General features: G+C 38.5%; 18 protein-coding genes. 8 read left to right on the forward strand and 10 right to left on the reverse strand.

Annotation, left to right across the window (positions count from 1 at the left end; translation table 11 throughout):
- Positions 1 to 306 precede the first annotated feature (306 nt).
- The 4 genes from ACIQ2D_RS12760 (at position 307) to ACIQ2D_RS12775 (ending at position 3,326) form a co-directional block, all read left to right on the forward strand.
- Complete coding sequence (locus tag ACIQ2D_RS12760) at positions 307 to 492, forward strand: SE1832 family protein (RefSeq protein WP_402864566.1); 186 nt, start codon at positions 307 to 309, stop codon at positions 490 to 492.
- A 70-nt stretch (positions 493 to 562) separates the two neighbouring features.
- Positions 563 to 2,128: an ABC-F family ATP-binding cassette domain-containing protein gene (locus ACIQ2D_RS12765; RefSeq protein ID WP_402864568.1), complete on the forward strand. Its 1,566-nt coding sequence runs from the start codon at positions 563 to 565 to the stop codon at positions 2,126 to 2,128.
- A gap of 336 nt (positions 2,129 to 2,464) precedes the next feature.
- Positions 2,465 to 2,869: a transcriptional regulator Spx gene (spx, locus tag ACIQ2D_RS12770; protein ID WP_402864570.1), complete on the forward strand. Its 405-nt coding sequence runs from the start codon at positions 2,465 to 2,467 to the stop codon at positions 2,867 to 2,869.
- Positions 2,870 to 2,891: 22 nt separating this feature from the next.
- Positions 2,892 to 3,326, forward strand: coding sequence for a MarR family winged helix-turn-helix transcriptional regulator (locus ACIQ2D_RS12775; protein WP_402864572.1), 435 nt, complete (start codon positions 2,892 to 2,894; stop codon positions 3,324 to 3,326).
- 110 nt (positions 3,327 to 3,436) lie between these two features.
- On the opposite strand, the gene ACIQ2D_RS12780 is transcribed toward ACIQ2D_RS12775, so the two are convergent.
- Positions 3,437 to 3,985, reverse strand: a complete 549-nt coding sequence (locus ACIQ2D_RS12780; protein ID WP_402864574.1) for an RNA polymerase sigma factor — start codon at positions 3,983 to 3,985, stop codon at positions 3,437 to 3,439.
- A 252-nt stretch (positions 3,986 to 4,237) separates the two neighbouring features.
- Between ACIQ2D_RS12780 and ACIQ2D_RS12785 the strand changes: the two genes are divergently transcribed.
- Positions 4,238 to 5,620: a dipeptidase gene (locus tag ACIQ2D_RS12785; RefSeq protein ID WP_402864576.1), complete on the forward strand. Its 1,383-nt coding sequence runs from the start codon at positions 4,238 to 4,240 to the stop codon at positions 5,618 to 5,620.
- Between the two features lie 107 nt (positions 5,621 to 5,727).
- On the opposite strand, the gene ACIQ2D_RS12790 is transcribed toward ACIQ2D_RS12785, so the two are convergent.
- Positions 5,728 to 6,300 (reverse strand): nitroreductase family protein, encoded by a 573-nt coding sequence (locus ACIQ2D_RS12790; RefSeq protein ID WP_402864578.1) that lies wholly within the window; start codon positions 6,298 to 6,300, stop codon positions 5,728 to 5,730.
- Positions 6,301 to 6,401: 101 nt separating this feature from the next.
- The gene (locus ACIQ2D_RS12795) at positions 6,402 to 6,899 is read right to left on the reverse strand and encodes an amidase domain-containing protein (RefSeq protein ID WP_402864808.1); all 498 of its coding nucleotides are present in this window, start codon (positions 6,897 to 6,899) and stop codon (positions 6,402 to 6,404) included.
- Positions 6,900 to 7,035: 136 nt separating this feature from the next.
- On the opposite strand from ACIQ2D_RS12795, the gene ACIQ2D_RS12800 reads away from it, so the two are divergent.
- Positions 7,036 to 8,058, forward strand: a complete 1,023-nt coding sequence (locus tag ACIQ2D_RS12800) for a DUF2804 domain-containing protein (protein ID WP_402864579.1) — start codon at positions 7,036 to 7,038, stop codon at positions 8,056 to 8,058.
- A gap of 29 nt (positions 8,059 to 8,087) precedes the next feature.
- On the opposite strand, the gene ACIQ2D_RS12805 is transcribed toward ACIQ2D_RS12800, so the two are convergent.
- Positions 8,088 to 8,810 (reverse strand): glycerophosphodiester phosphodiesterase, encoded by a 723-nt coding sequence (locus tag ACIQ2D_RS12805; RefSeq protein WP_402864581.1) that lies wholly within the window; start codon positions 8,808 to 8,810, stop codon positions 8,088 to 8,090.
- 422 nt (positions 8,811 to 9,232) lie between these two features.
- Here ACIQ2D_RS12805 and helD point away from each other — a divergent pair, with 422 nt between their 5' ends.
- Entirely contained in the window at positions 9,233 to 11,461 is a 2,229-nt protein-coding gene (helD, locus tag ACIQ2D_RS12810; protein WP_402864583.1) for an RNA polymerase recycling motor HelD, read from the forward strand.
- Positions 11,462 to 12,112: 651 nt separating this feature from the next.
- Here the strand turns inward: helD and ACIQ2D_RS12815 are convergent.
- The 4 genes from ACIQ2D_RS12815 to ACIQ2D_RS12830 form a co-directional block, all read right to left on the reverse strand.
- Positions 12,113 to 12,979, reverse strand: a complete 867-nt coding sequence (locus ACIQ2D_RS12815; RefSeq protein ID WP_402864584.1) for a GNAT family N-acetyltransferase — start codon at positions 12,977 to 12,979, stop codon at positions 12,113 to 12,115.
- A gap of 75 nt (positions 12,980 to 13,054) precedes the next feature.
- Complete coding sequence (locus ACIQ2D_RS12820; RefSeq protein WP_402864586.1) at positions 13,055 to 14,887, reverse strand: ABC transporter ATP-binding protein; 1,833 nt, start codon at positions 14,885 to 14,887, stop codon at positions 13,055 to 13,057.
- Entirely contained in the window at positions 14,887 to 16,611 is a 1,725-nt protein-coding gene (locus ACIQ2D_RS12825) for an ABC transporter ATP-binding protein (protein WP_402864588.1), read from the reverse strand. The genes ACIQ2D_RS12820 and ACIQ2D_RS12825 overlap by 1 nt, the downstream gene beginning before the upstream one ends.
- 79 nt (positions 16,612 to 16,690) lie before the next feature.
- On the reverse strand, positions 16,691 to 17,584 hold the full coding sequence (locus ACIQ2D_RS12830) for a DMT family transporter (protein ID WP_402864590.1): 894 nt from the start codon (positions 17,582 to 17,584) through the stop codon (positions 16,691 to 16,693).
- Between the two features lie 186 nt (positions 17,585 to 17,770).
- Here ACIQ2D_RS12830 and ACIQ2D_RS12835 point away from each other — a divergent pair, with 186 nt between their 5' ends.
- Positions 17,771 to 19,792 (forward strand): EAL domain-containing protein, encoded by a 2,022-nt coding sequence (locus ACIQ2D_RS12835; RefSeq protein ID WP_402864592.1) that lies wholly within the window; start codon positions 17,771 to 17,773, stop codon positions 19,790 to 19,792.
- A gap of 49 nt (positions 19,793 to 19,841) precedes the next feature.
- Here ACIQ2D_RS12835 and ACIQ2D_RS12840 read toward each other — a convergent pair whose 3' ends face one another.
- Both ACIQ2D_RS12840 and ACIQ2D_RS12845 read right to left on the reverse strand, forming a co-directional pair.
- Positions 19,842 to 20,315, reverse strand: coding sequence for a threonine/serine exporter family protein (locus tag ACIQ2D_RS12840; RefSeq protein ID WP_402864594.1), 474 nt, complete (start codon positions 20,313 to 20,315; stop codon positions 19,842 to 19,844).
- Between the two features lie 12 nt (positions 20,316 to 20,327).
- Positions 20,328 to 21,080, reverse strand: a complete 753-nt coding sequence (locus ACIQ2D_RS12845; protein WP_402864596.1) for a threonine/serine exporter family protein — start codon at positions 21,078 to 21,080, stop codon at positions 20,328 to 20,330.
- Positions 21,081 to 21,243 lie beyond the last annotated feature (163 nt).

Below are 21,243 nucleotides of genomic sequence, written 5' to 3' on the forward strand. Positions count from 1 at the left end.
GGATGTCACAGATGTTTTGTGCGCGAAAGCGTAGCGTCAGCAGCAGATTTTGAAGTGAGAAGGATGTCAGCCTAAGTACGTCGCATCCATACGACAACGGCTGACTGACCTGCGTCACGCAGGCCCAAGCACAATTCAAAATCTGGACGCATTGTTTTTCTGTGCGAAAGCGTAGCGTCAGCAACAATTATGCCGAGGCGTAATTGATATGGATATGATACAATGTATAAGAATTTTTTCACTTTCGTTTTAAACAGCGTTAATTCGCTTTAGTCATAATAATTTACACAAAAGGGAGTATGTATCATGTCAACAAAAAGTGATATCCAATATCAAATTACTGAATTAAAAATGGATTATATGAATCTACAAGGCGACATTGAGAAGCTAGAATCTACAGGTCATAACGATCAAGTTGCCCAAGCCGAGCAACGACTTGCAAATATGGAAACTAAATTAGCAGAACTAAATAAACAATTAGCATCTTTGTAAAAGTTGAGTAAAATCGTAACAACAGCAAATGTACTATTAAAGAGATAATTATTTGGAGGAATAAATATATATGGCAATATTAACAGTAGAAAATTTAGGTCATTCTTTTGGTGACCGCACGCTTTTTAAGGACGTTTCATTCCGCTTAGTAGAAGGCGATCACATTGGACTAGTTGGTGCCAACGGTGTTGGTAAATCAACAATGATGAGCATTATTACTGGTCAAACAATCCATGATGAAGGTCGTGTCGAATGGCTACCTGGCACACATTATGGTTATTTAGATCAACATACTGTATTGTCAGCCGGTCGCACAATGCGTGATGTATTACGTGATGCCTTCCTTTCTCTTTACAAAAAAGAAGAAGAGCTAAATGAAATTACTGGAAAAATGGCCGATGCGACACCTGAAGAGTTAGAAGAATTATTAGAGCAAATGGCTGAAGTACAAGATGCATTAGATGCAGGTGATTTCTATACATTAGATATGAAAATTGAAGAGGTTGCACGTGGATTAGGTCTTGATGCAATTGGTTTAGATCGTGATGTAGCTGCCCTTTCTGGTGGTCAACGCACAAAAGTTTTACTAGCAAAACTTTTACTAGAAAAACCAAAAGTATTATTACTAGATGAGCCGACCAACTATCTGGATGAAGAGCATATTACATGGCTTTCAAATTATCTAAAAAACTATCCACACGCATTCCTGCTTATTTCACATGATACAGAATTTATGAATGGCGTAGTCGATGTTATTTTCCAATTAGAATTCTCAAAACTAACTCGCTATACAGCAACTTATGAAAAGTTTTTAGAGCTAGCTGAGATTAACAAGCGTCAGCATATCGATGCATATGAAAAACAACAGGAATTCATAAAAAAACAAGAAGATTTCATTGCGAAAAACAAGGCACGTTACTCTACTACAGGTCGTGCAAAATCTCGTGCAAAACAGCTTGACCGTTTAGAGCGCATCGATCGCCCCGAAACAGCAGTGAAACCTGAATTCAGCTTTAAAGAAGCACGTACACCAAGCCGTTACGTTGTGGAAGCTGAAAACTTAGTCATCGGTTACGATAAAGACAAGCCATTATTACCGCCTCTTTCATTTATGATTGAACGCGGTGAAAAAATCGCTTTAGTCGGCATGAACGGCGTTGGTAAATCGACATTACTGAAAACAATGCTCGGTAAAATCAATCCTCTTGGTGGAAAAGTCATTCGTGGGGATTATTTAGAACCTTCTTACTTCGAGCAAGAAGTAAAAGCTGACAAAATCACACCGATTGACGATGTGTGGAATGCTTTCCCTTCTATGGAACAAGCGCAAGTTCGTGCTGCTCTAGCACGTGCAGGCTTAAAAACTGATCATATTACACGTCCACTTAATTCCTTATCAGGGGGCGAGCAAGCTAAAGTGCGTCTATGTAAACTGATGATGGATGAAACGAACTGGTTACTATTCGACGAACCTACAAACCACTTAGACGTTGACGCAAAAGAAGAGTTAAAGCGTGCCATGAAAGAATTTAAAGGCACTATCGTGCTAGTCAGCCATGAACCTGAATTTTACGAAGGCTTAGTAACAAAAGTATGGAATGTACAAGATTGGTTTACTACAGGACAACAAGACTAATACTATAATCCACCATACGCTTCTATATAAACGAAGCGTATGGTGTTTTTTTATTTCCCCCTATCAACATAATGTTCAAACTTATCACGATATTGTTAAAAGTTTCTAACAAAACTCTAAACTTACATCATTGTAAGCTTAAAAAACGAAACTTTCCGCTCTTTCAAGCGTATATTTTAATATATTCAAAAAAATCATAGATTCGAAAAAGTTTTAAGAAAATTTTTGATAAACTATTGATTTATATATATCTTACTAGTAAGATATAAGTATAAACTAACTTACTAATAAGCTATCCATAAAATATAATCTAAAAAAGAAAGCGAGGAATGAAGAATGACAGTAACGATTTACTCACAAGCAAGCTGTTCTTCATCCAGAAAAGCATTGAAATGGTTAAAAGAGCATGATATTCAATACAAAGAAAAACGTATTACATCCCATCCATTAACATTAGCAGAATTTAAAGAGATTTTAAGCATGACAGAAGATGGTACAGATGAAATTATCGCGACTAACTCTAATGACTTTAAAAATTTAAATATTGATATTGACCAGCTTTCTATTCAAGAGTTATATGCCATTATTCAAGCTCACCCAAGAATGCTTCGCAGCCCAATTTTGGTAGACGAAAAACGTATTCAAGTTGGGTATAATGAAATGGACATCCGCCGTTTTATTCCACGTAAAGTGCGTGCGTACGAATTAAACGCGATGACTAAATTGGCGCAAGAAAGCTAAAACAGTTTTGGAGATGACATATATGGATCAAGAAAAACAAAAAGCCATTTCTTCGTTGTTTGAAGTTGTATCTTCAATCGAACGAAAATGGGCAAACGAGTGGAATAATCATAATGTACTCGGCTTTTCAAAATCCCATATTTTAATTTTAGATTACTTATCGCAGGAGGGTCCAAAGCGCCCTTCTGCTATTGCAGATCGTTTAAAAGTAACTACAGGTGGCGTCACTGTTCTAACAACGAAGCTCATCAATGCTGGTTTTATCGAAAAAACGCAGCATGCGACTGATCGCCGAGCATCTCAACTTAAGATTACTTCAGAGGGAGAAGAAGTTTTAGAGGAATCTCGTCAACAAGTCAGTGAAATCATTAACAATATGTTTGGTATGCTTTCAGCTGAAGAAGTGCAAACATTACGTGATATTTTTGCAAAATGTTTACTCGATCCTAATCGTTAGAATAAAAAAGGGTACGCCACAAATTTACGTTTGTGGCGTACCTTTTTTTGATTGGTCGTACGAATACTTCTGACTAAGTAATTCTGTAAGTGCAACCAATAAGATTATACTTACGCTGGTAGCACTGCTTCTACTACTGATACGTCAGCCATTAACATTTCTTTTAAACGCGCTTTCGCACGGAATAAACGAGATTTCACTGTACCAATAGATACCTTCATAAGGGCAGAAATTTCTGCAAGTGAGTACTGATCGATGTAGAAGTACCATAAAGTTTTTTGGTAAATCGCATCTAATTGCCCCATTTTTTCTTGCACTAATTTTGTGACAACCTCTTTTTCAATTTTTTCTTCCGTTGAAATATCATTATTGGGAACCAAATCTAAGATCGGTACGTCTAATGTTTCAGGTTGATTCATCATATACTTACTACGACGTACTTTTTTACGATAACGATCTCTAAATGTATTCATCGTAATCGTCGTTAACCAAGCTTTAATATGTTCAACTTCTGCAACGCTATCTTCGTAGCGCACAACTTTCACCCAAACTTCTTGCATTAAATCTTCAGCTTCCGTATTACTACGAGTTAGTTTTAGACATAAATGATAGATGTAACGGTTATATTCTTCATATACGCTTTCTAATTTTTCATTCATTGTGTATTCCTCCGCTTCATGTTCTTGCTTCTATACACATTCTCGCAAAATAATGTCTTACACTCTATCGGATTGGCTTTCAATTTCATTACAATGATGTAAGCTTAATCACTCTTACTTGTAATATTCGCTAAACGCTTTTTCACAATATCATCTGCATACATACGGTTGGTCTTCCCTGCTATCTCCTTACTACTTTGTGCTATAATTTGTATTATCTAAATAATTTAAATATTGAAAGAAGGTACCATTATGTCGCATTTACAAGCATTAGACGCTTACTTCACAAATCACCGAGAAGCGCATTTAGAGGAATTAAATGAATTTTTACGTATACCGAGTGTTAGCTCATTATCCGAACACAAAGAAGACATCCAAGATGCAGCAAAATGGCTAGCAACAGCCTTTGAAAAGTTAAACTTAGAAAACATTTCTATTACACAAACAGCTGGACACCCTGTTGTCTACGCAGATTGGTTACATGCCGAAGGGCAGCCGACAATTCTTTTCTATGGTCACTATGATGTGCAACCAGTAGACCCATTACACCTTTGGGAAAGTGAACCGTTCAACCCTACCATCCGTGACAACAAATTGTTTGCACGTGGGGCAAGTGATGATAAAGGGCAAGTATTTATGCATTTAAAAATGATTGAGGCTTTATTTGCTACTACGGGGACACTACCGGTGAATGTTAAATTCATTTATGAAGGCGAAGAGGAAATTGGCAGTCCAAACCTTCCTGCCTTTGTGGAAGAACATAAAGAAAAATTAGCCGCGGATTTAATTCTAATTTCGGATACAGGTCTTTACGGTCCTGGCAAACCAGCTGTATGCTACGGCTTACGCGGATTGACTGGCCTTCAAATTGATGTGCGCGGAGCTAAGGGAGATTTGCACTCTGGACTCTATGGTGGCGGCGTACAAAATGCGATCCATGCACTAGCAGAGATTTTAGCTTCCTTCCGCGATGAGCATGGTACGATTCAAGTAGAAGGCTTTTACGACAAAGTACTGCCTTTAACAGCTGAGGAACGCGAAGCATACAAAGCATTAGGCTTTAATGAAGATGATGTGAAAGAAGAAGTCGGTGTAAAAGAATTATTTGGTGAGGCTGGCTACTCGTATTTAGAACAAACTTGGGCTCGTCCCACATTAGAAGTCAACGGCATCTTTGGTGGCTTCTCTGGCGAAGGGATTAAAACAGTACTTCCCGCTGAAGCTGGCGCAAAAATCACATGCCGATTAGTCCCAAACCAAGAACCAGATGAAATCGTCGCATTACTGAGAGCACATATCGAAAAATTTAAACCTATTGGCGTAGAAGTGACAATTTCTGAATTTGATAAAGGTCGTCCATATTTAACACCATTTGACCACCCTCTCATTCAGGCAGCTGGTCGTTCTTACGAAAAAGTATATAATGTGCCAACAGCTTATACTCGCGGTGGCGGTTCAATTCCAATCGTCGCTGCATTCGATGAAATTTTAAAACTACCTGTCGTGTTAATGGGCTTCGGCTTATCGAGCGAAAACTTCCACGCGCCTAACGAGCACTTCCACCTTGAAAACTTCGACAAAGGGTTACGTGTATTAGGTGACTACCTATATGAGGTCGCTGAATTACAAAAATAATAACTAGTGCAAAATTTAAACCTTGTGATGTTTATCTTTCACTTTAAATACATGGAAACAAACAAATCCTCTCGCTGGCACATGCACGCGAGAGGATTTGTTCTGTTTTATTCACCGAAAATCGTTACGATATCCGCTGATGTTTTACGTTCTTTTGCTTTTGGCAAATCATCGAAATAACCTACTTGCAGCATAGCAATGACACGCTCACCTGCTTGAACTTTCAACGCTTCACGGAATTTCGGATTATCTAAAAACCCAGGGGTCTTCCAGCATGAACCGATACCTTTATCCCAAGCAAGCAGTTGCATATTTTGAAGCATTGAACTTGCCGCAGCATAATCTTCTAAACGTTCTTTTTGACGAGCATCTTCTGGCACGATGGCAAATACATAACCACCTGCTAATGTGAATTTTGACATTTGTTTATCTAAATCATCACTAGAAAGATCCTGCCATTTCGGAACAGTTAGGTCACGCAGTAATTCATGAAGAGCAAATAATTCCTTGCCACATGCAACAACTAAACGCCAAGGCTCACGGTTACCATGATTCGGTGCCCATACTGCATCATCTATTATTTCTAGCAAATCCTCTCTATCTACAGGTTGCCCGTTAAACTTTTTTATCGAACGGCGCTGGATGATTGCATCTTTTACAGTTAAAAATTGTTCGCTCATTATTGTCGCTCCTTATAATAACGTTTAGAAAATTCAGATTAGTTTAATCTATCTATCTTCAACATTATCATAAAACAGCGCACTTTAACACCTGTAGCCTTCTAAGCGAAACTATCATTGATATGGTAAAAATAATATGTCATGCTCGGCGTATACGCTGTTGAGTCTTCATAGAAATATGGACGATTGATACTGTCTGAAGTGTGAGCATTCACAAATGGAATCCCATTTTGTATGCTTGTAACAATCACGGAATGATCAATTTTCCCATTTCCTTGAAAATCGTAAAAAATGACATCCCCAAGATCTAATTCCTCAGCAGATTGAACCCTTCTCCCTTTCAATCCTCTAGTCGAGCCCTCTAAATACCATCTTAATGAATGTGCAACCGTCCAGCTAAAGCTCCAATTCCGTCCTTGTATCCACCACCCCTTTTCCCTACTTGGAGCTCCTCGCATTGGTGCTCCCCCAGCAAGTAGACATTGGGATATAAAATTCGTACAGTCTACATCAAAAAAAGGAAATGCCGGGTTACTTCTGTTCCACCACAAGTTCGCATACTGTACTGCCGCCTGTCTATTATACGTATTTGCAACAATCCCCTCCTTATGCCATCATATGTTCATTAATAACATTCTATTATTTAACGCTATATTTTCCATTTACAAGATTGTTTTTGTTACAATAGAAGAAATGGTGCGAAAATTTAAAATTTTAAAAGGAAGGATGTTAAATGTGAAGCAGCATGCTGAGAAAGAAATAGTACTACCTACTCTTTTATGCGATAAAAAAGGCAATCTAAATCCTTCAGCCATAGGATTTGCACGTAAGCCTCTCATAAATAGTAATTTAACTGGACATATGATGCGCAAAAAGAAATGGAATTACTGGTGTATATATGGTGATGAAATATCATTCTCTGCAACAATTAGTCATCTTGATTATGCAGCAGTTTGCTTCGTTTATTTCCTTGAGTACGAAACGCAACGCTATTTCGAAAAAACAATTACCATTCCGCTTGGTGGCAAGCTTAAAATGCCGACTCAAGTACTTGAAACAGTCAGTTTTAAAAATAGCGAGATGAGCATCGATATATCGTATATTCAAAATGAAACACATTTAGTTGTGTCTATCCCCAACTTTGACGGTGAAGCATTGCGAGCCGATCTTATTATTCAACACCCACCCGAGGATGAGTCGCTAAATGTAGTCGTCCCTTGGAATCGTAAAACTTTCCAATTTACAGGAAAGCATCATACTCTTCCAACTTCTGGTCTTGTAACAATTGGCAATCGCCACTTTTCCTTTACACCTGAAGAAAGTTTCGCTGTACTCGACTATGGTCGTGGCGTTTGGCCAAGACAAGCCACATGGAATTGGGGCATGGCATCGCAAAGAGTACGTGGACGTCGTATTGGCCTAAATCTTGGTGGAAAATGGACAGATGGTACTGGAATGACGGAAAATGCCGTATTCGTTGATGGCAAAATGACGAAAATTCATGAAGATGTGTTGTTTGATTATGACCGAGAGGATTTTATGCAACCTTGGCATGTAAAATCAAAGTTTTCAAGTCAATTAGATTTAACATTCTCCCCTTTCTTCGAGCGTGTAGCAACATCGAATGCCAAACTTATTAAATCCGAAGTACATCAGATGTTCGGCTATTATGATGGCAGAATATTACTTGAAAACGGCGAAACACTTGTTATTCAACAAATGCTGGGCAGTATCGAGGAACACATTGCAAAATGGTGAAAAGTACATCCTCAACTGGATGTGCTTTTTCATTCTCCTTGTAACGCCTCTGCTAATTTTACGGGATCATCCGTGAAAATGGCATGCACACCGAGCTGCTGCAATGGTTGTACGTATTCGATGTCATTGACTGTGTAAACACGAATGATAGCCCCCTCTTCCAACGCTGTACGTACAGATTTACGTATTGCTACAGGTAAACTAACATGAATCGCATTTGCAGGTATTTGAGAGGTATAGGTCGTAAAATCAGTTAGTATCTCTGCAAATAACGCAGCTGTTTCAATATACGGAGCAAGCTGTTTCACAATTTGGAGTGACTCATGATTAAACGAAGAAATAATAACACGTTCGGTCATTTGATGCGTCGCCACTTCCTTAATCACAAGAGATTCAACACCCTCATACGGAAAAACATCTGTTTTCAGTTCAATATTAATAAGATGATGTGTCCCTACAAACAACTCTAATACTTCACTGAGTGTTGGAATATTTTCACCTGCAAATTCCTCTGAAAACCATGAGCCGTAATCATATGCACGAAGCTGTTGCAGTGTATAATCTTTAACATATCCAGTTCCATTAGATGTACGATCAATTGTTTCATCGTGAATAACTACTAACTCGCCATCCGCAGTTAAATGTACATCCAGTTCAATACCTGCAATAGGTAACTTTGACGCTGCGTAAAAAGCAGCACCCGTATTTTCAGGATAGTGTCCAGATACACCTCTATGCGCAAATATATCCATATGAATAGCCTCCCTTTTTAATTTCTGCCTATAGTATAGCAATGTCTTACAGAAAACTTCCTTCTCTTTCACTTATAGCCATATTTTTTGTATAGTAATATGAGAACTTATTTAACCCGACTCAGATTAATTCCTCCGGTGGAAGAAGGCCACTGAAAAAGTGTTTTTCTAATAAATTCTCTAATAAAAATATGACTTTAAGGATTTAGCGCTCTAGCGTTCGCTTTCGCGCAAAAAACATCCGCCGCCGCGCTAAATCCTTGCATAGTAAAATAATGCTATAAAAAAAAATGCTATAAAAAAATCCTAGTTTAGAGTTTTTCAGTGACCTCGGTGGAAGTCAGAGATTTTTTGTACCCGCGGCCCAATCAACTCCCCCAGAGACAAAATTGAATTTTATACATATTTAGGAGGTGCAACAAATGATTGCAAGGCATCCGGATTTTATCGCTGAGCAAGAGCGTCTTGCTTACACGAAAGAGTATATGCAACAAATTCTAAATGAATCGCAAAGAGATTTAAAATCTGCTCAAGAGAACATCCGTAAATCGATGGCTGATCTCGACTATTTGGATTCTAGCTTAAGCTATTTAAATATTTTATCGAATGCCAGATTTTTCGAAATGGCACGGTCCCAAAAAGAAGGCTTAGAAGCTGTCCAAAAAAAGCCCTACTTTGCCCGTATCCACTTTCAAAAAACAGGTGATCCTGAAGAACTTTTATATATTGGAAAAACTTCTTTATTCCATCGCGATACCCATGAACCGATTATTGTTGATTGGCGCTCATCTGTCGCTAACGTCTATTATGATGGCCGCCTTGGCGATATGGAATATGACGTTCGTGGCGAAACACATAAGGGGCATTTATTTGCAAAGCGTCAATATAAAATTGAAGATGGTGAACTACTCGACATTCGAGACATCGATTTAACTACAAATGATGAATTATTACAAGAGGCACTTGAAGGCAAGGCAGATGTTCGTTTGACCGAAATTGTCTCTACTATTCAAAAAGAGCAAAATGAAATTATTCGTGCGCATCTACGTCAGCCTATTATCGTACAGGGCGCTGCCGGTAGTGGAAAAACGACAATTGCCCTCCACCGTATTTCGTATTTCTTATACACGATGGGTGAAAACTTTAATCCCGAACAGCTCATGATTTTAGCACCAAATAAATTATTTATTGATTATATTGGCGATGTACTACCAGAACTCGGTGTCGATAAAATTTGCCAAACGACCTACGCAGATTACGTTATGGCCGCAACGAAGCTAAAGCTCAAACTACGCAATCCCAATGAGCAACTTGAATCACTTGTAGCAGGTGGTACCGATCATCCAACTGCTTGGATTTCTGAAATTAAGGGCTCTCTATATTACCGGGATGTGATGGAGCGTTATCTTCAAAAAATCGAACAAGAAATTGCTGAACAATTCGAAGATGTCTTTATTGAAAAGTACCTAATTATGCGCAGCTCCCATTTAAAGAAACTGTTTTTATATGAGTTTTCTTACATGCCGATTGAAAAACGGCTTGCACATATTAAAAAAGTACTTGCCAGTCATGTCCGACAGAAAAAACAAGCTGTCTTAAATGTACTCAACGCAAAATATGATGAAGCACTAGGCAAAGCATTAAACGGGATTCGTGATGATGATAAAAGACGCCGCATCGTGACAAGATTTATCGATGAGCGTGACGAACGTATCCCGGCTATTGAGAAGGAGGCAAAATCGACTGCTACAGTCTATATGCGTCGCTTCACAAAATATAATGTTAAGACGCTGTATCGTACATTTTTAACGCGCCACGAGCTACTAGAAGAACTTACACCTGAATGGCATTATATTGAACAACAACAATTTATCCAGGTGCATGCAAAGGAGAATTGGGCATTAGAGGATCTAGCTGCGCTCTACTATTTACACGCACGTATTAAAGGCATTGCTGATGAATGGAAAATGCGAGTTGTTTTTATCGATGAGGTGCAAGACTATAGCTTGTTCCAGCTTGCTGCATTAAAAACCGGTCTCGAAACAGATATGTTTACAATGGTGGGCGATTTAGCACAAGGTATACATAGCTATCGTTCACTTACCGCTTGGGAGCCGGTGCAAGATTTATTCCCACGGGCAAGCTTCCGAACATTACAAAAAAGTTACCGAACAACGATTGAAATTATGGAGGTTGCCAATATGATTTTGGCACAAATGGATGAACAACTTCCGCTAGTGGAACCAGTTGTCCGCCATGGGAATGATCCGACCTTTGTACAAGCTGATAACTTTAATGCTAAACAAATCGGTTTGATTTTTGATGCAATTCGTGCAAATGGTCACCAATCAGTAGCACTAATCTGTAAAACAACAGCCGATGCAAAGTACATGCAAGAAGCATTATTTGAAAGTAATATTCCCGTACAGCTATTAACCGAGGATGAGACGATAAATCAGCAGGTACTACTTGTCGTACCAAGTCATTTAGCAAAAGGGCTTGAATTCGACGCTGTCATCGTAGCAGCATTTGACATTCCATTTTTCGATACAAAAATTGACCGAAAACTACTATATGTCGCTTTAACACGCGCTATGCATGAACTCTATTTGGTGGGCCCTTCCAAAAAGACGTTTTTACTAGAAGACTAACAACATATCCTTACTTAAACAGCAAAAAACACCTTCGACTTAGAAATCAAAGGTGTTTTTTTGCATATCTTAAAATTCTAGTTTAATGATCAATCGAATTTTTTTCATATTTATCTGATAAACTTAATGAGAAAGAACCCTTTGACAATAATATTGAGACCAAGAACGCCTCTCCTGAAATAATTGCATTTTCCATCACTTCTTGAGGTTTCATCGTTAACTCTGTCCCCAGTTGGACATATTCACTAAATAAATACCATTATGCAATTTTAAAAACGTCAAAAAAAGTTCCATTCACAGCCACACGTTGTGAGCAGAACTCTTTTTCGTAAATAGTCATGAATAATACCAGTAATCTCTTCTATCTTCGAGGAGGTAAACGATAATATTTCCCTTTCGCTAAATACACTTTCACAACCCTCCACCACGAACTTCTATCTCTTTTCTCAGAAGGCTTCCTCTTACTTAACGCAGGGATACGCATCCAACCGACTCCTTTCACCAAACTTACTAACAATGTATGGTTGGAACCACTATTTATGACTAAAAAGAGACTTCTTAATAGAGTTTGAGACACCACACCGTAATTATCCCAAAAGAAAAAGCCATGCTAAAAGTATAATCTTGCACTTTTTGGCACAGCTCCTCTTTTTATTTTTTTACATAATAATCAATTTGTTGTGCTTTCATAAAACCAGCTTTTTCATATACCGACAGTGCCTTACTATTCTCTATTTCAACATCAAGCATGACGCATTTAGCTCCAGATCGACTAGCAAAGTCTTTTGTGTATGACAGTAACGCTGTGCCAACTCCTTGCCCTTCATGCATTGGATGAACCGCTAATGCCGTTACCCACTGGACTTCGCCTTCTTCAGCTGTTGTCACTGTCCCCACAACTTCATCGTCTTTACGTGCTACCCACAACTTACGTCCTTCATGAGACGTATTGAAAAGAATCAGCTCCTCAGATTCCTCTGGTAAGTCACCAAATGCCTCGCTATAAATCGCAACAAGCTGCTCTTTCTCGCCAGCGTATGTCTCAATTTGAATATCCTCACGCAAATCTACAGGCTCTGCCTTTGTTTCTAATGTCGCCTCCGAAAAACTATACGCATAGCCACTGCCTTCAATAAATGTTCGACTCAGGGGAGCGCCTTCAACAACTAAAGCCAGTTGACCTTCTGCACCACGTTCTACAAGTCCTGCCTGTAAAACCTCCACTAAAGCTGTACCAATACCAATCCTGCGATACATCGGTGCGACAACTAGGGACCATTCATAAGTATGCAAACCCATTAAATCAATTGCACTTGCTGCGCCGACAACCTTATCTTGATCATCATCATAAGCAAGCACCATAAAGCCCTTCGAATCAAAAGATCCTGCTACTGGCACATTCATAATTGTTTCATACACACGATAATCATGCGTCGTCGCTTCTTCACACAGCGAGCGTACTTCTTCTAATGTTTCTCCGTCTAAAGGAAAAGACACCGTAATTACTGAAATATTCATCATTTACCTCGTTCTTCTTTAAGACTATTTCCTTATTTCATCATAGTTATCTTAAAATTTTTGTAAATATCTTTTTTATTCTTGTAAGTAATGAGAAGATGAGCTAAGCATTTGTGCATAAATACCTCCCGCTTCAATTAAAGCCTGCTGCAAACCTGCTTCAACTAACTCACCCTTTTGCATAACAAGTACTATATCCGCATTACGTACCGTATTCAAGCGATGTGCAATGACAAAACTTGTCCGTCCTTGCATCAACATATCGAGTGCTTCTTGAATTTCTAACTCCGTGACAGTATCAATGCTACTCGTCGCCTCATCTAACAATAAAATTTTAGGATCCGCAACAAATGCACGTGCAATGGACAACAATTGCTTCTGTCCTTGCGAAATTTCACGTCCATCAGCTGCCAGTACTGTATTATAGCCGTCTTTTAACTTCATGATAAAATAATGCGCGTTTGCTCGTTTAGCCGCTTCTTCAATTTCTACATCACTCGCATTTAACCGACCATAGCGAATATTTTCACGAACTGTGGCTTCAAATAAAAACGGATCTTGCAATACGAATGCCATTTGCGATCGCAACGCCTCACGGTCAATTTGTTGAACGTTCACTCCATCAAATAACACTTCTCCCTTTTCTACATCATAAAACCTAGCAATCAGCTGTAAAATTGTCGTTTTCCCTGCACCCGTCGGACCTACTAATGCAACTGTATGTCCAGATTCAATCGAAAAATGAACATCTTTTAGTGTATAAGTTTCTTCATCTTGCTCGTATTTAAAGTATACATGATTGAAATCTACTTTCCCCCGGAGTTTGTGTGGTTGTGCAGATGCCATCTCTACTTCAGGCCGTTCATCTAGCAACGTAAAAACTCGTTCAGCACCAGCAATCGCTGATAGAACCGTATTAAACTGATTCGCTAAATCATTTAACGGACGGGTAAATTGCCTTGCATATTCTGTAAAAATAACAATTACACCAATCGATACATGTCCGTAAAGCGCTAGAATCCCTCCGATACCAGCAACTATAGTAAAACTCATGTTATTTAAAAAATTCATCACTTTAGGGATAAAACCAGAATACGTTTGCGCCCAAAATCCAGTCCTTTTTAAACGCAAACTCTTCTCTCGAAATTCCAGTATGACACGTTTTTCTTGTGAAAATGCCTTCACAATTCGCTGCCCTGAAATTGTCTCCTCAATCATGCCATTGAGTGCACCTAATGCCGCTTGCTGCTCTTTAAAAAGCGGGCCTGTACGGCGTGTAATCCAGCGCATCGCTAAATACATCGTCGGAATGATCGTCATTGTAAGTACCGTTAACAAAGGACTTAATGACAGCATAATAATGAGTGTGCCGCTCAATGTCAAGACACTCGAAAATACCTGAATAAATGAACTATTCAATGTCGAACTTACTGCCTCAATATCATTTGTCACTCGGCTCATTAATTCGCCATGTTGACGACGATCAAAAAATGACACAGGTAACTTTTGCAAATGTGAAAAAACACTTGTCCTTAATCGATAAATCGTCTGCTGTGCAATACTAATCATCCAGTAATTTTGTAAAAACAATGTCACTGCTAGTACCGCATATATACCAATTAATATTGCGATCATTTTGCCTAAGCCATCAAGCTTGCCATTCATCACAAATGTATCAATCATTTTGCCAATTATATATGGACCAAGTAACGCCAATGCGGAGCTTGCCATCACCATGAGTAACACAATGACTAATAAAGCTCGTTGTTCATCAACAATTCGCCATATACGTCCAAGCGTACTTTTCCAATTTGATGCACGGGGTCCCTTCTTTTTCTGCACCGTTTGCTTCAAATCTTTTTTAGACAAAACCGGCTCATAGCCAAAAGGTTTTTGAAAAAAAGCCACTATTGCTCCACCTCCTGCTGTGAGATAGCAATTCTTTGATATAATGCAGAAGATATTAATAACTCTTCGTGTGTGCCATATGCAACAACTTGTCCTGCATCCATCAATAAAATTTTGTCTGCCTCTTTTGCCGTACGAATTTTTTGTGTCACGACAAGCATCGTCGCCTTTTCACATTCTAATGCACCCCATAACGCTTGCTCGGTATCTACATCTAATGCACTCGTACTGTCATCTAGCATTAATATATGTGCTTTTCGAAGAAGCGCACGTGCAATTGACAAGCGCTGCTTTTGCCCACCGGATAAATTGACGCCCTTTTGCCCAACTTTCGTGTCATAGCCTTGCGGAAAATCTTCAACAGATGCGTGTATTTGCGCCTGCATCGTCGCATGAAGAATAGCGTCCATCTCTGCCTCTACATTACCCCAACGAATATTTTCTGCAATACTCCCCGTAAACAACAGTGATTGCTGTGGTACATAGCCAATGACTTCGCGCAGTTGTTGTATATCCCACGCTTTAACATTTATTCCTTCAACTAAAATCTGCCCTGCTGTCACATCGTAAAAACGAGGGATTAGCTGTAGCAATGTCGATTTTCCGGCACCTGTTGCGCCCATAATAGCAAGTTTTTCTCCTGCCTTTACATGAAAGCTTACATTTTGTAAGACAGAAACATCTGTCCCTGGATATTTAAAGCTCACATTATCAAATAGTACTTCTCCTGATTTTAGTTTTTCTGTAATGATTCTTTCAGAAGAAGAACTCATCTCGACTTCATTATCTACATCAAGCACCTCTACCATGCGCTCTGCTGATGCTTTCGCACGTGCATAAAAAATAATAATGAAGGCAAACATCGAAAACGAACCTGTTATGCGCATCGCATAGTTTACAATCGCTACAACATCCCCTAACGGTGCAGTACCATCATCAATTTGCTTCGTACCAAACCATAGCACTGCCAATAAACTCATATTCATTATGAATAAAAGAGCCGGCATAATGTATTCCATCGTCCGAAGTGCCTTCACCGTATCTATTCTGAGGTATCCTGCTACCCTTTCAAACCTCGATGCCTCATATGTACCACGTAAATAAGCTTTTACTAGTCGAATTGCTTGTAAGTTTTCCTGTAGCACTCGATTTAATCGATCCACACGGTGCTGGACCTTGCTAAAGTATGCAACTCCTTTAACTACCATTACTACAAGGAAAATTACGACGATAGGTGCACCTATCACTAAAAACAATGCAAGCTTTGCATTAACATAAAAAGCCATTATGATACTCCCCATTACAGCTAGTGGTGCACGTAACATAATACGTAAGCTCATGAAAAGTACTGTTTGTACCTGAGACACATCATTTGTTAAGCGCGTAATGAGTGATGATGCCGGAAATTTTTGATAAGTAGCAAGTGTGAATGATTGAATCTTTTCAAACAACGCATTCCGTAAATCAAAACCAAAGCTTTGTGCCGTATGTGATGAAAAATAGGAATTTGCGACACCTGATAAAAAAGCAATGAAGGATAGTACAAGCAATGTACCTCCCCACTGCAAAATCAGCTGACTATTTTGAGCCCGTATGCCATCGTCGATAATTTTTGCCATGATGAGCGGCTGAATTAGTTCGACGAATAATTCAACTAACATTAAAAGCAATGCAAAAAACGCAGGCCATTTATATGGCTTTACATACGCAATAACAACTTTCACTTATGCTCCCACCTTGTTTATGAAAAACTTTCTCTTTTTCATCCCCTGCCTAAATAGGCAAAAAAATTTTATAGTGTTTTTATGCTTTTTCGCCCGCTATGGAAAGCCAAGTTACGCAGACAAGCATGATGAACACACCTACCAATTGCCATACACCTAAAGACGTACTAAAAACGATTACAGAAATAACCATGGCTGTTAACGGCTCGACACTCGACAAGATACTTGTTTCTACAGCGGAAATATATTTCATACTACTTAAAAAAAGTACGAAGGCCATCGTACCAAAAAATATAAGTGCAATCATTAAACCTATTATTTTGAGATCCGTAAAAGCAACCCATTCATTAGATTGCCAAACACGGCTGACAATACCTAGTGTTAGACCACCTATTAGCATGCCCCAGCCGACTACGAGCAATACACTCCACTCTTTCATGAGACGTGCTGGATATAGGGTGTAAAAGGCAAATGTTAGACCAACTGCCACACCCCACAATAAGGCTTTTCGACTAACTAACAATTCATCAAAAGATGCATTCGTTAGTAACAAGAATAACCCCCCTAATGTACCAATAATACCTAACACTTGATATTTAGGTGGCCATTTCTTTAAACTAAGAGAGACATAAGCAACAACAAAAATTGGTGCTAAAAATTGTAGAAGTGTTGCTAGTACTGCATTACTCTCATTTATTGCTGCGACAAAGGCATATTGTACCCCTAACATTCCAGCAATGCCGAAAATAAAAAGCTGTCTACCCCATATTTTTTGTTGCCAAATACCGAAAATACTTTGCTTTGTAAGCAGTAAATACATAAGTAATAATACTCCTGCAACAGATAGACGAATCGTTAACATAAAAGAAACTGTTAACACCGTGTGGTCAAGCAACCATTCCATTAATGGACCAGTTGCTCCCCACAACATTGAACCTGAAATAATTAAAATGATTCCTTTTAAGCGTTCCATTTAAATCCTACCTTCTAATTTATGTATTAAAATCTATCATTTTTATTCCATGCTTTTCTAAAAAACAGATACAAAAGAACTGCAATATTTTTTATAAGATAAACATAATCATATTCATAATGACTAATTCCTGATAATTCACTATAATAGTAGTATATATTTATTACTCAAGGAGACCGAATAATTATGAGTCCTATGCAAAACGCGATAAACATTGATGAACGTTATTTAAATTCACTGCCCTTCCCCGCATTGATAATGGACAATAATGGTAACGTAATGATATGGGGGAAGTCTGCTGAACAACAGTTTGGCTTTGCAACGTCTGATATTATAGGACATGCTACCTCGCCCATTACCGAAAGTCTACTACGTCAGCTTTCACAAGAAACATTTGAGCAGATTGCTCAAAACGAAAATTTTACTTATATAGAAAATATCCAAGTGTACACACAAACAAATGACGAAATTACTACTTCACTTCTTGCAAAATCTTTTACAGAGAACGATGAATGCTTGATTTTAATAATGTTTGTTTTACCACAATTCATGATCAAACCAACTTCTACAAATAATGCACTGGAAGACTTAAAGCAAAGTTTAGAATCCACTTTCATGACAGTTACACTAGACCAAGATGGATTTATTGTAGATTGCAACCAAAACTTCTTAAAAATCAGCCAATGGACGCCAAAGCGTGTTATCGGGAAAACGTTTTGGCAACTATTCCCAGATAATAACGAAAGTGAAAAAATTACTAACACAATTTGGCGTAATCTGAACCACGGTCTTACATGGCAAGGTGAAATCGAAAAAATCTCCAAATCAGGTCATCCTTATTGGGTACTATTAACAGCTATCCCGACATTCAATTTTGAAACGAATGAGCAACAGTTTATGTTACTCGAAAAAGACATTACGAAAGCGAAAACGATCCAACATCAACTTGAAAAAATTGCTTATATCGATACAGAGACAGGCTTAATGAATGCTCATCGTTTAGAGAAAATTATTACAAAGATGATCGAGGAGCAGAGACACTTCTCTTTCGTTTACTTAAGTATCGATAAATTTTATACGTTAAAAGAGTTACAAGATCATCCAAGTGAGCGCAATCTCATTATTGAATTTACAAACCGTATGAAAATGTATTTCCAAGATAGTACAATGGCACGTATTAATGAAAATGACTTTGTTGTTATTACACCATTAAGCGAATGGTTTATCCAAGGGTTCCTATCTTATTTACAACAGCATCCGATTTATAATGGAAGTGTTGCAGTTCCTATCTCCATTAGTGGTGGTATTACACGTTTCCCTGAAGACCAATCGACTTTCTCACAGTTGATGAAAGCATCGATTGCAACAATTAGTACCGTTCGTGAAGCCGGTGGTGACAATATTGTTTCATTATCAAAAGCTATACATAAAGCATTAAATCGTAAAGCTCTAATTGAGAAACGCTTATTGCAAGCACTTGACCAAAAAAACCTGAAAGTACTCTATCAGCCACAAGTAGATGTAGCATCTGGAAAAATCACAGCAGTTGAGGCACTTGTCCGTTGGGAAGACGAAGTGATTGGCGTTGTTTCACCAGATGAACTGATTCCAGTTGCTGAAGAGACAGGGCTCATCAACAACATCGGCTCTTTCATGCTTGAAAAGGCTTGTGAACAAGCATTAATCTGGAAAAAAGCAGGTTTTGATTTAAAAGTCAGCATTAATTCTTCTGTACGTGAGTTCCGTGATAAAAACATGGCTAAATCTGTACTTGATACATTAACGAAAACAGGATGTCCTGCAAATCTATTGCAAATTGAGATTACAGAGAAATTTGCACTTGAAGCAGAGGCTGCAACATTTATTACGCAGCAAATGCGTAAGCTAGAAAATGAAGGCATTGTCTTCGTATTAGATGATTTCGGGATAGGTTACGGCTCATTTCGATATATGCAAATCTTACCGATTGATACATTGAAAATTGATCAATCATTTACTAGTTCATTATTAAAATCTGAGAAGACACAAAAGTTAATGCTTGGCATGGTGCAATTAGGAAAATCAATGGAACTAACTGTTGTCGCAGAAGGTGTTGAAACTGCTGAACAGGCTGAGCTACTAAAAAGCTTCGGATGCGATACTATTCAAGGTTATCACATTAGTAAACCTGTCACACCAGAAGAAATCGAAATACTACTATTAAAGTAAACAAAAAAGCTAGTCACCTTAATGTCTTTGAAGGAAGCATTGAAGGTGCCTAGCTTTTATTCTTTTTAACCATTTGTATTTTCTTTTTACTTGCGTGCATCGCTCGGAATACCAATTGCACCAATACCTCTGCAAACACAAGCCCTATAACAATAGCACCTGTTATTAAAAATGCCTTCATGCCATACTGCAGACCTTGTATATAGTCATCTTCAACAACATTACGCATCGAATTATACGCCATTCCCCCTGGAACAAGCGGAATAATACCTGCTACACTAAAAATTAACATCGGCATTTTAAAGCGTCGGGCATACGTATGGGCTACAATTGCAATGACAAATGCCCCGAAGAAAGATGCCTCAACAACATCCAATCCCTGTTGGGTTAACGCATAATAAATAATCCAACCTAATGCCCCAACTAATCCACAATGGAAATATGTTTTCGGCGGCACGTTAAAAATGGTACCAAAACACGCTGTAGCAATAAAACTAGCAACAAATTGTACAATGTAGTCCATCTCATCTGCTCCCTAAAATGATAAAATAACAGCAATACCTGCCCCAATTGCAAAAGCTGTCAAAAAACCCTCTGCCCCCTTTGATAGCCCCGACATTAAATGACCAGCCATTAAATCACGTACCGCATTTGTGATTAATATACCCGGCACAAGAGGCATCACAGAGCTTATAATAATCTTATCTATTTCTTCACCATACCCAAAGTTAACAGCTACATATGCTACTAGACCGATCATTAAAGCAGCAGTGAATTCCGAGAAGAATTTTACCTTCGTTAAATAGTTCATCAACAATAACGTAGCAAATCCAAGGCCTCCAGCAAGAATCGTTACCGGTATATCCGACCAAATTCCGTTAAATAAAATTAGGAAGCAACCACTTGCAAGAGCGGCAGCTAAAACCTGCACGTAATTTGGTAAAAAATAATTCGTTTTTTGTATCGACTTTAACTCGTCATAAGCCTCTTCTAGTGTTATTATGTGAGATGTGAGTCTACGGGATACTGAATTTACCAAGGAAATTTTTTGTAAATCTGTATTTCTTCTCGATATTGAAGTTATTCTTGTCGGTTGTGTTTTTCCTAATGAAAAAATAATACCGGTTGGTGTAGCATAACATTGTGCATCTAGCATATTTTGTGACCCGGCCATGCGAAGCATCGTATCTTCTACGCGATATGTTTCAGCACCGCTTTCAATCATAATACGACCTGCCAGCAACAAGCAGTCAATCGTAATTTCATTATTTTGCTCTTTTAATACCATTGCTTGTTCCTACCTCCTTTGGTCTCCTGCCAATAGTATCGAACAGAAAGTAAAAACTCAACTCTAAAATTCATATATGCTAATAAGAAAAGTGTATTCCCGCTCTAGGGGTTAGTCGACCTCAAAGATGTGGCATAAATGCCTAGGCATTAAAAAAAGTTCC

Origin of the sequence: Lysinibacillus sp. NPDC097287 (genome assembly GCF_044761695.1) — a bacterium.
Taxonomy (GTDB): Bacteria; Bacillota; Bacilli; order Bacillales_A; family Planococcaceae; genus Lysinibacillus.

What these genes read in the sequence shown, in the direction of transcription:
- ACIQ2D_RS12760 (WP_402864566.1), top strand. Translation starts at nt 307, where the DNA reads ATGTCAACAAAAAGTGATATCCAATATCAAATTACTGAATTAAAAATG.
- ACIQ2D_RS12765 (WP_402864568.1), top strand. Translation starts at nt 563, where the DNA reads ATGGCAATATTAACAGTAGAAAATTTAGGTCATTCTTTTGGTGACCGC.
- spx (WP_402864570.1), top strand. Translation starts at nt 2,465, where the DNA reads ATGACAGTAACGATTTACTCACAAGCAAGCTGTTCTTCATCCAGAAAA.
- ACIQ2D_RS12775 (WP_402864572.1), top strand. Translation starts at nt 2,892, where the DNA reads ATGGATCAAGAAAAACAAAAAGCCATTTCTTCGTTGTTTGAAGTTGTA.
- ACIQ2D_RS12780 (WP_402864574.1), bottom strand. Translation starts at nt 3,985, where the DNA reads ATGAATGAAAAATTAGAAAGCGTATATGAAGAATATAACCGTTACATC.
- ACIQ2D_RS12785 (WP_402864576.1), top strand. Translation starts at nt 4,238, where the DNA reads ATGTCGCATTTACAAGCATTAGACGCTTACTTCACAAATCACCGAGAA.
- ACIQ2D_RS12790 (WP_402864578.1), bottom strand. Translation starts at nt 6,300, where the DNA reads ATGAGCGAACAATTTTTAACTGTAAAAGATGCAATCATCCAGCGCCGT.
- ACIQ2D_RS12805 (WP_402864581.1), bottom strand. Translation starts at nt 8,810, where the DNA reads ATGGATATATTTGCGCATAGAGGTGTATCTGGACACTATCCTGAAAAT.
- helD (WP_402864583.1), top strand. Translation starts at nt 9,233, where the DNA reads ATGATTGCAAGGCATCCGGATTTTATCGCTGAGCAAGAGCGTCTTGCT.
- ACIQ2D_RS12815 (WP_402864584.1), bottom strand. Translation starts at nt 12,979, where the DNA reads ATGAATATTTCAGTAATTACGGTGTCTTTTCCTTTAGACGGAGAAACA.
- ACIQ2D_RS12830 (WP_402864590.1), bottom strand. Translation starts at nt 17,584, where the DNA reads ATGGAACGCTTAAAAGGAATCATTTTAATTATTTCAGGTTCAATGTTG.
- ACIQ2D_RS12835 (WP_402864592.1), top strand. Translation starts at nt 17,771, where the DNA reads ATGAGTCCTATGCAAAACGCGATAAACATTGATGAACGTTATTTAAAT.
- ACIQ2D_RS12840 (WP_402864594.1), bottom strand. Translation starts at nt 20,315, where the DNA reads ATGGACTACATTGTACAATTTGTTGCTAGTTTTATTGCTACAGCGTGT.
- ACIQ2D_RS12845 (WP_402864596.1), bottom strand. Translation starts at nt 21,080, where the DNA reads ATGGTATTAAAAGAGCAAAATAATGAAATTACGATTGACTGCTTGTTG.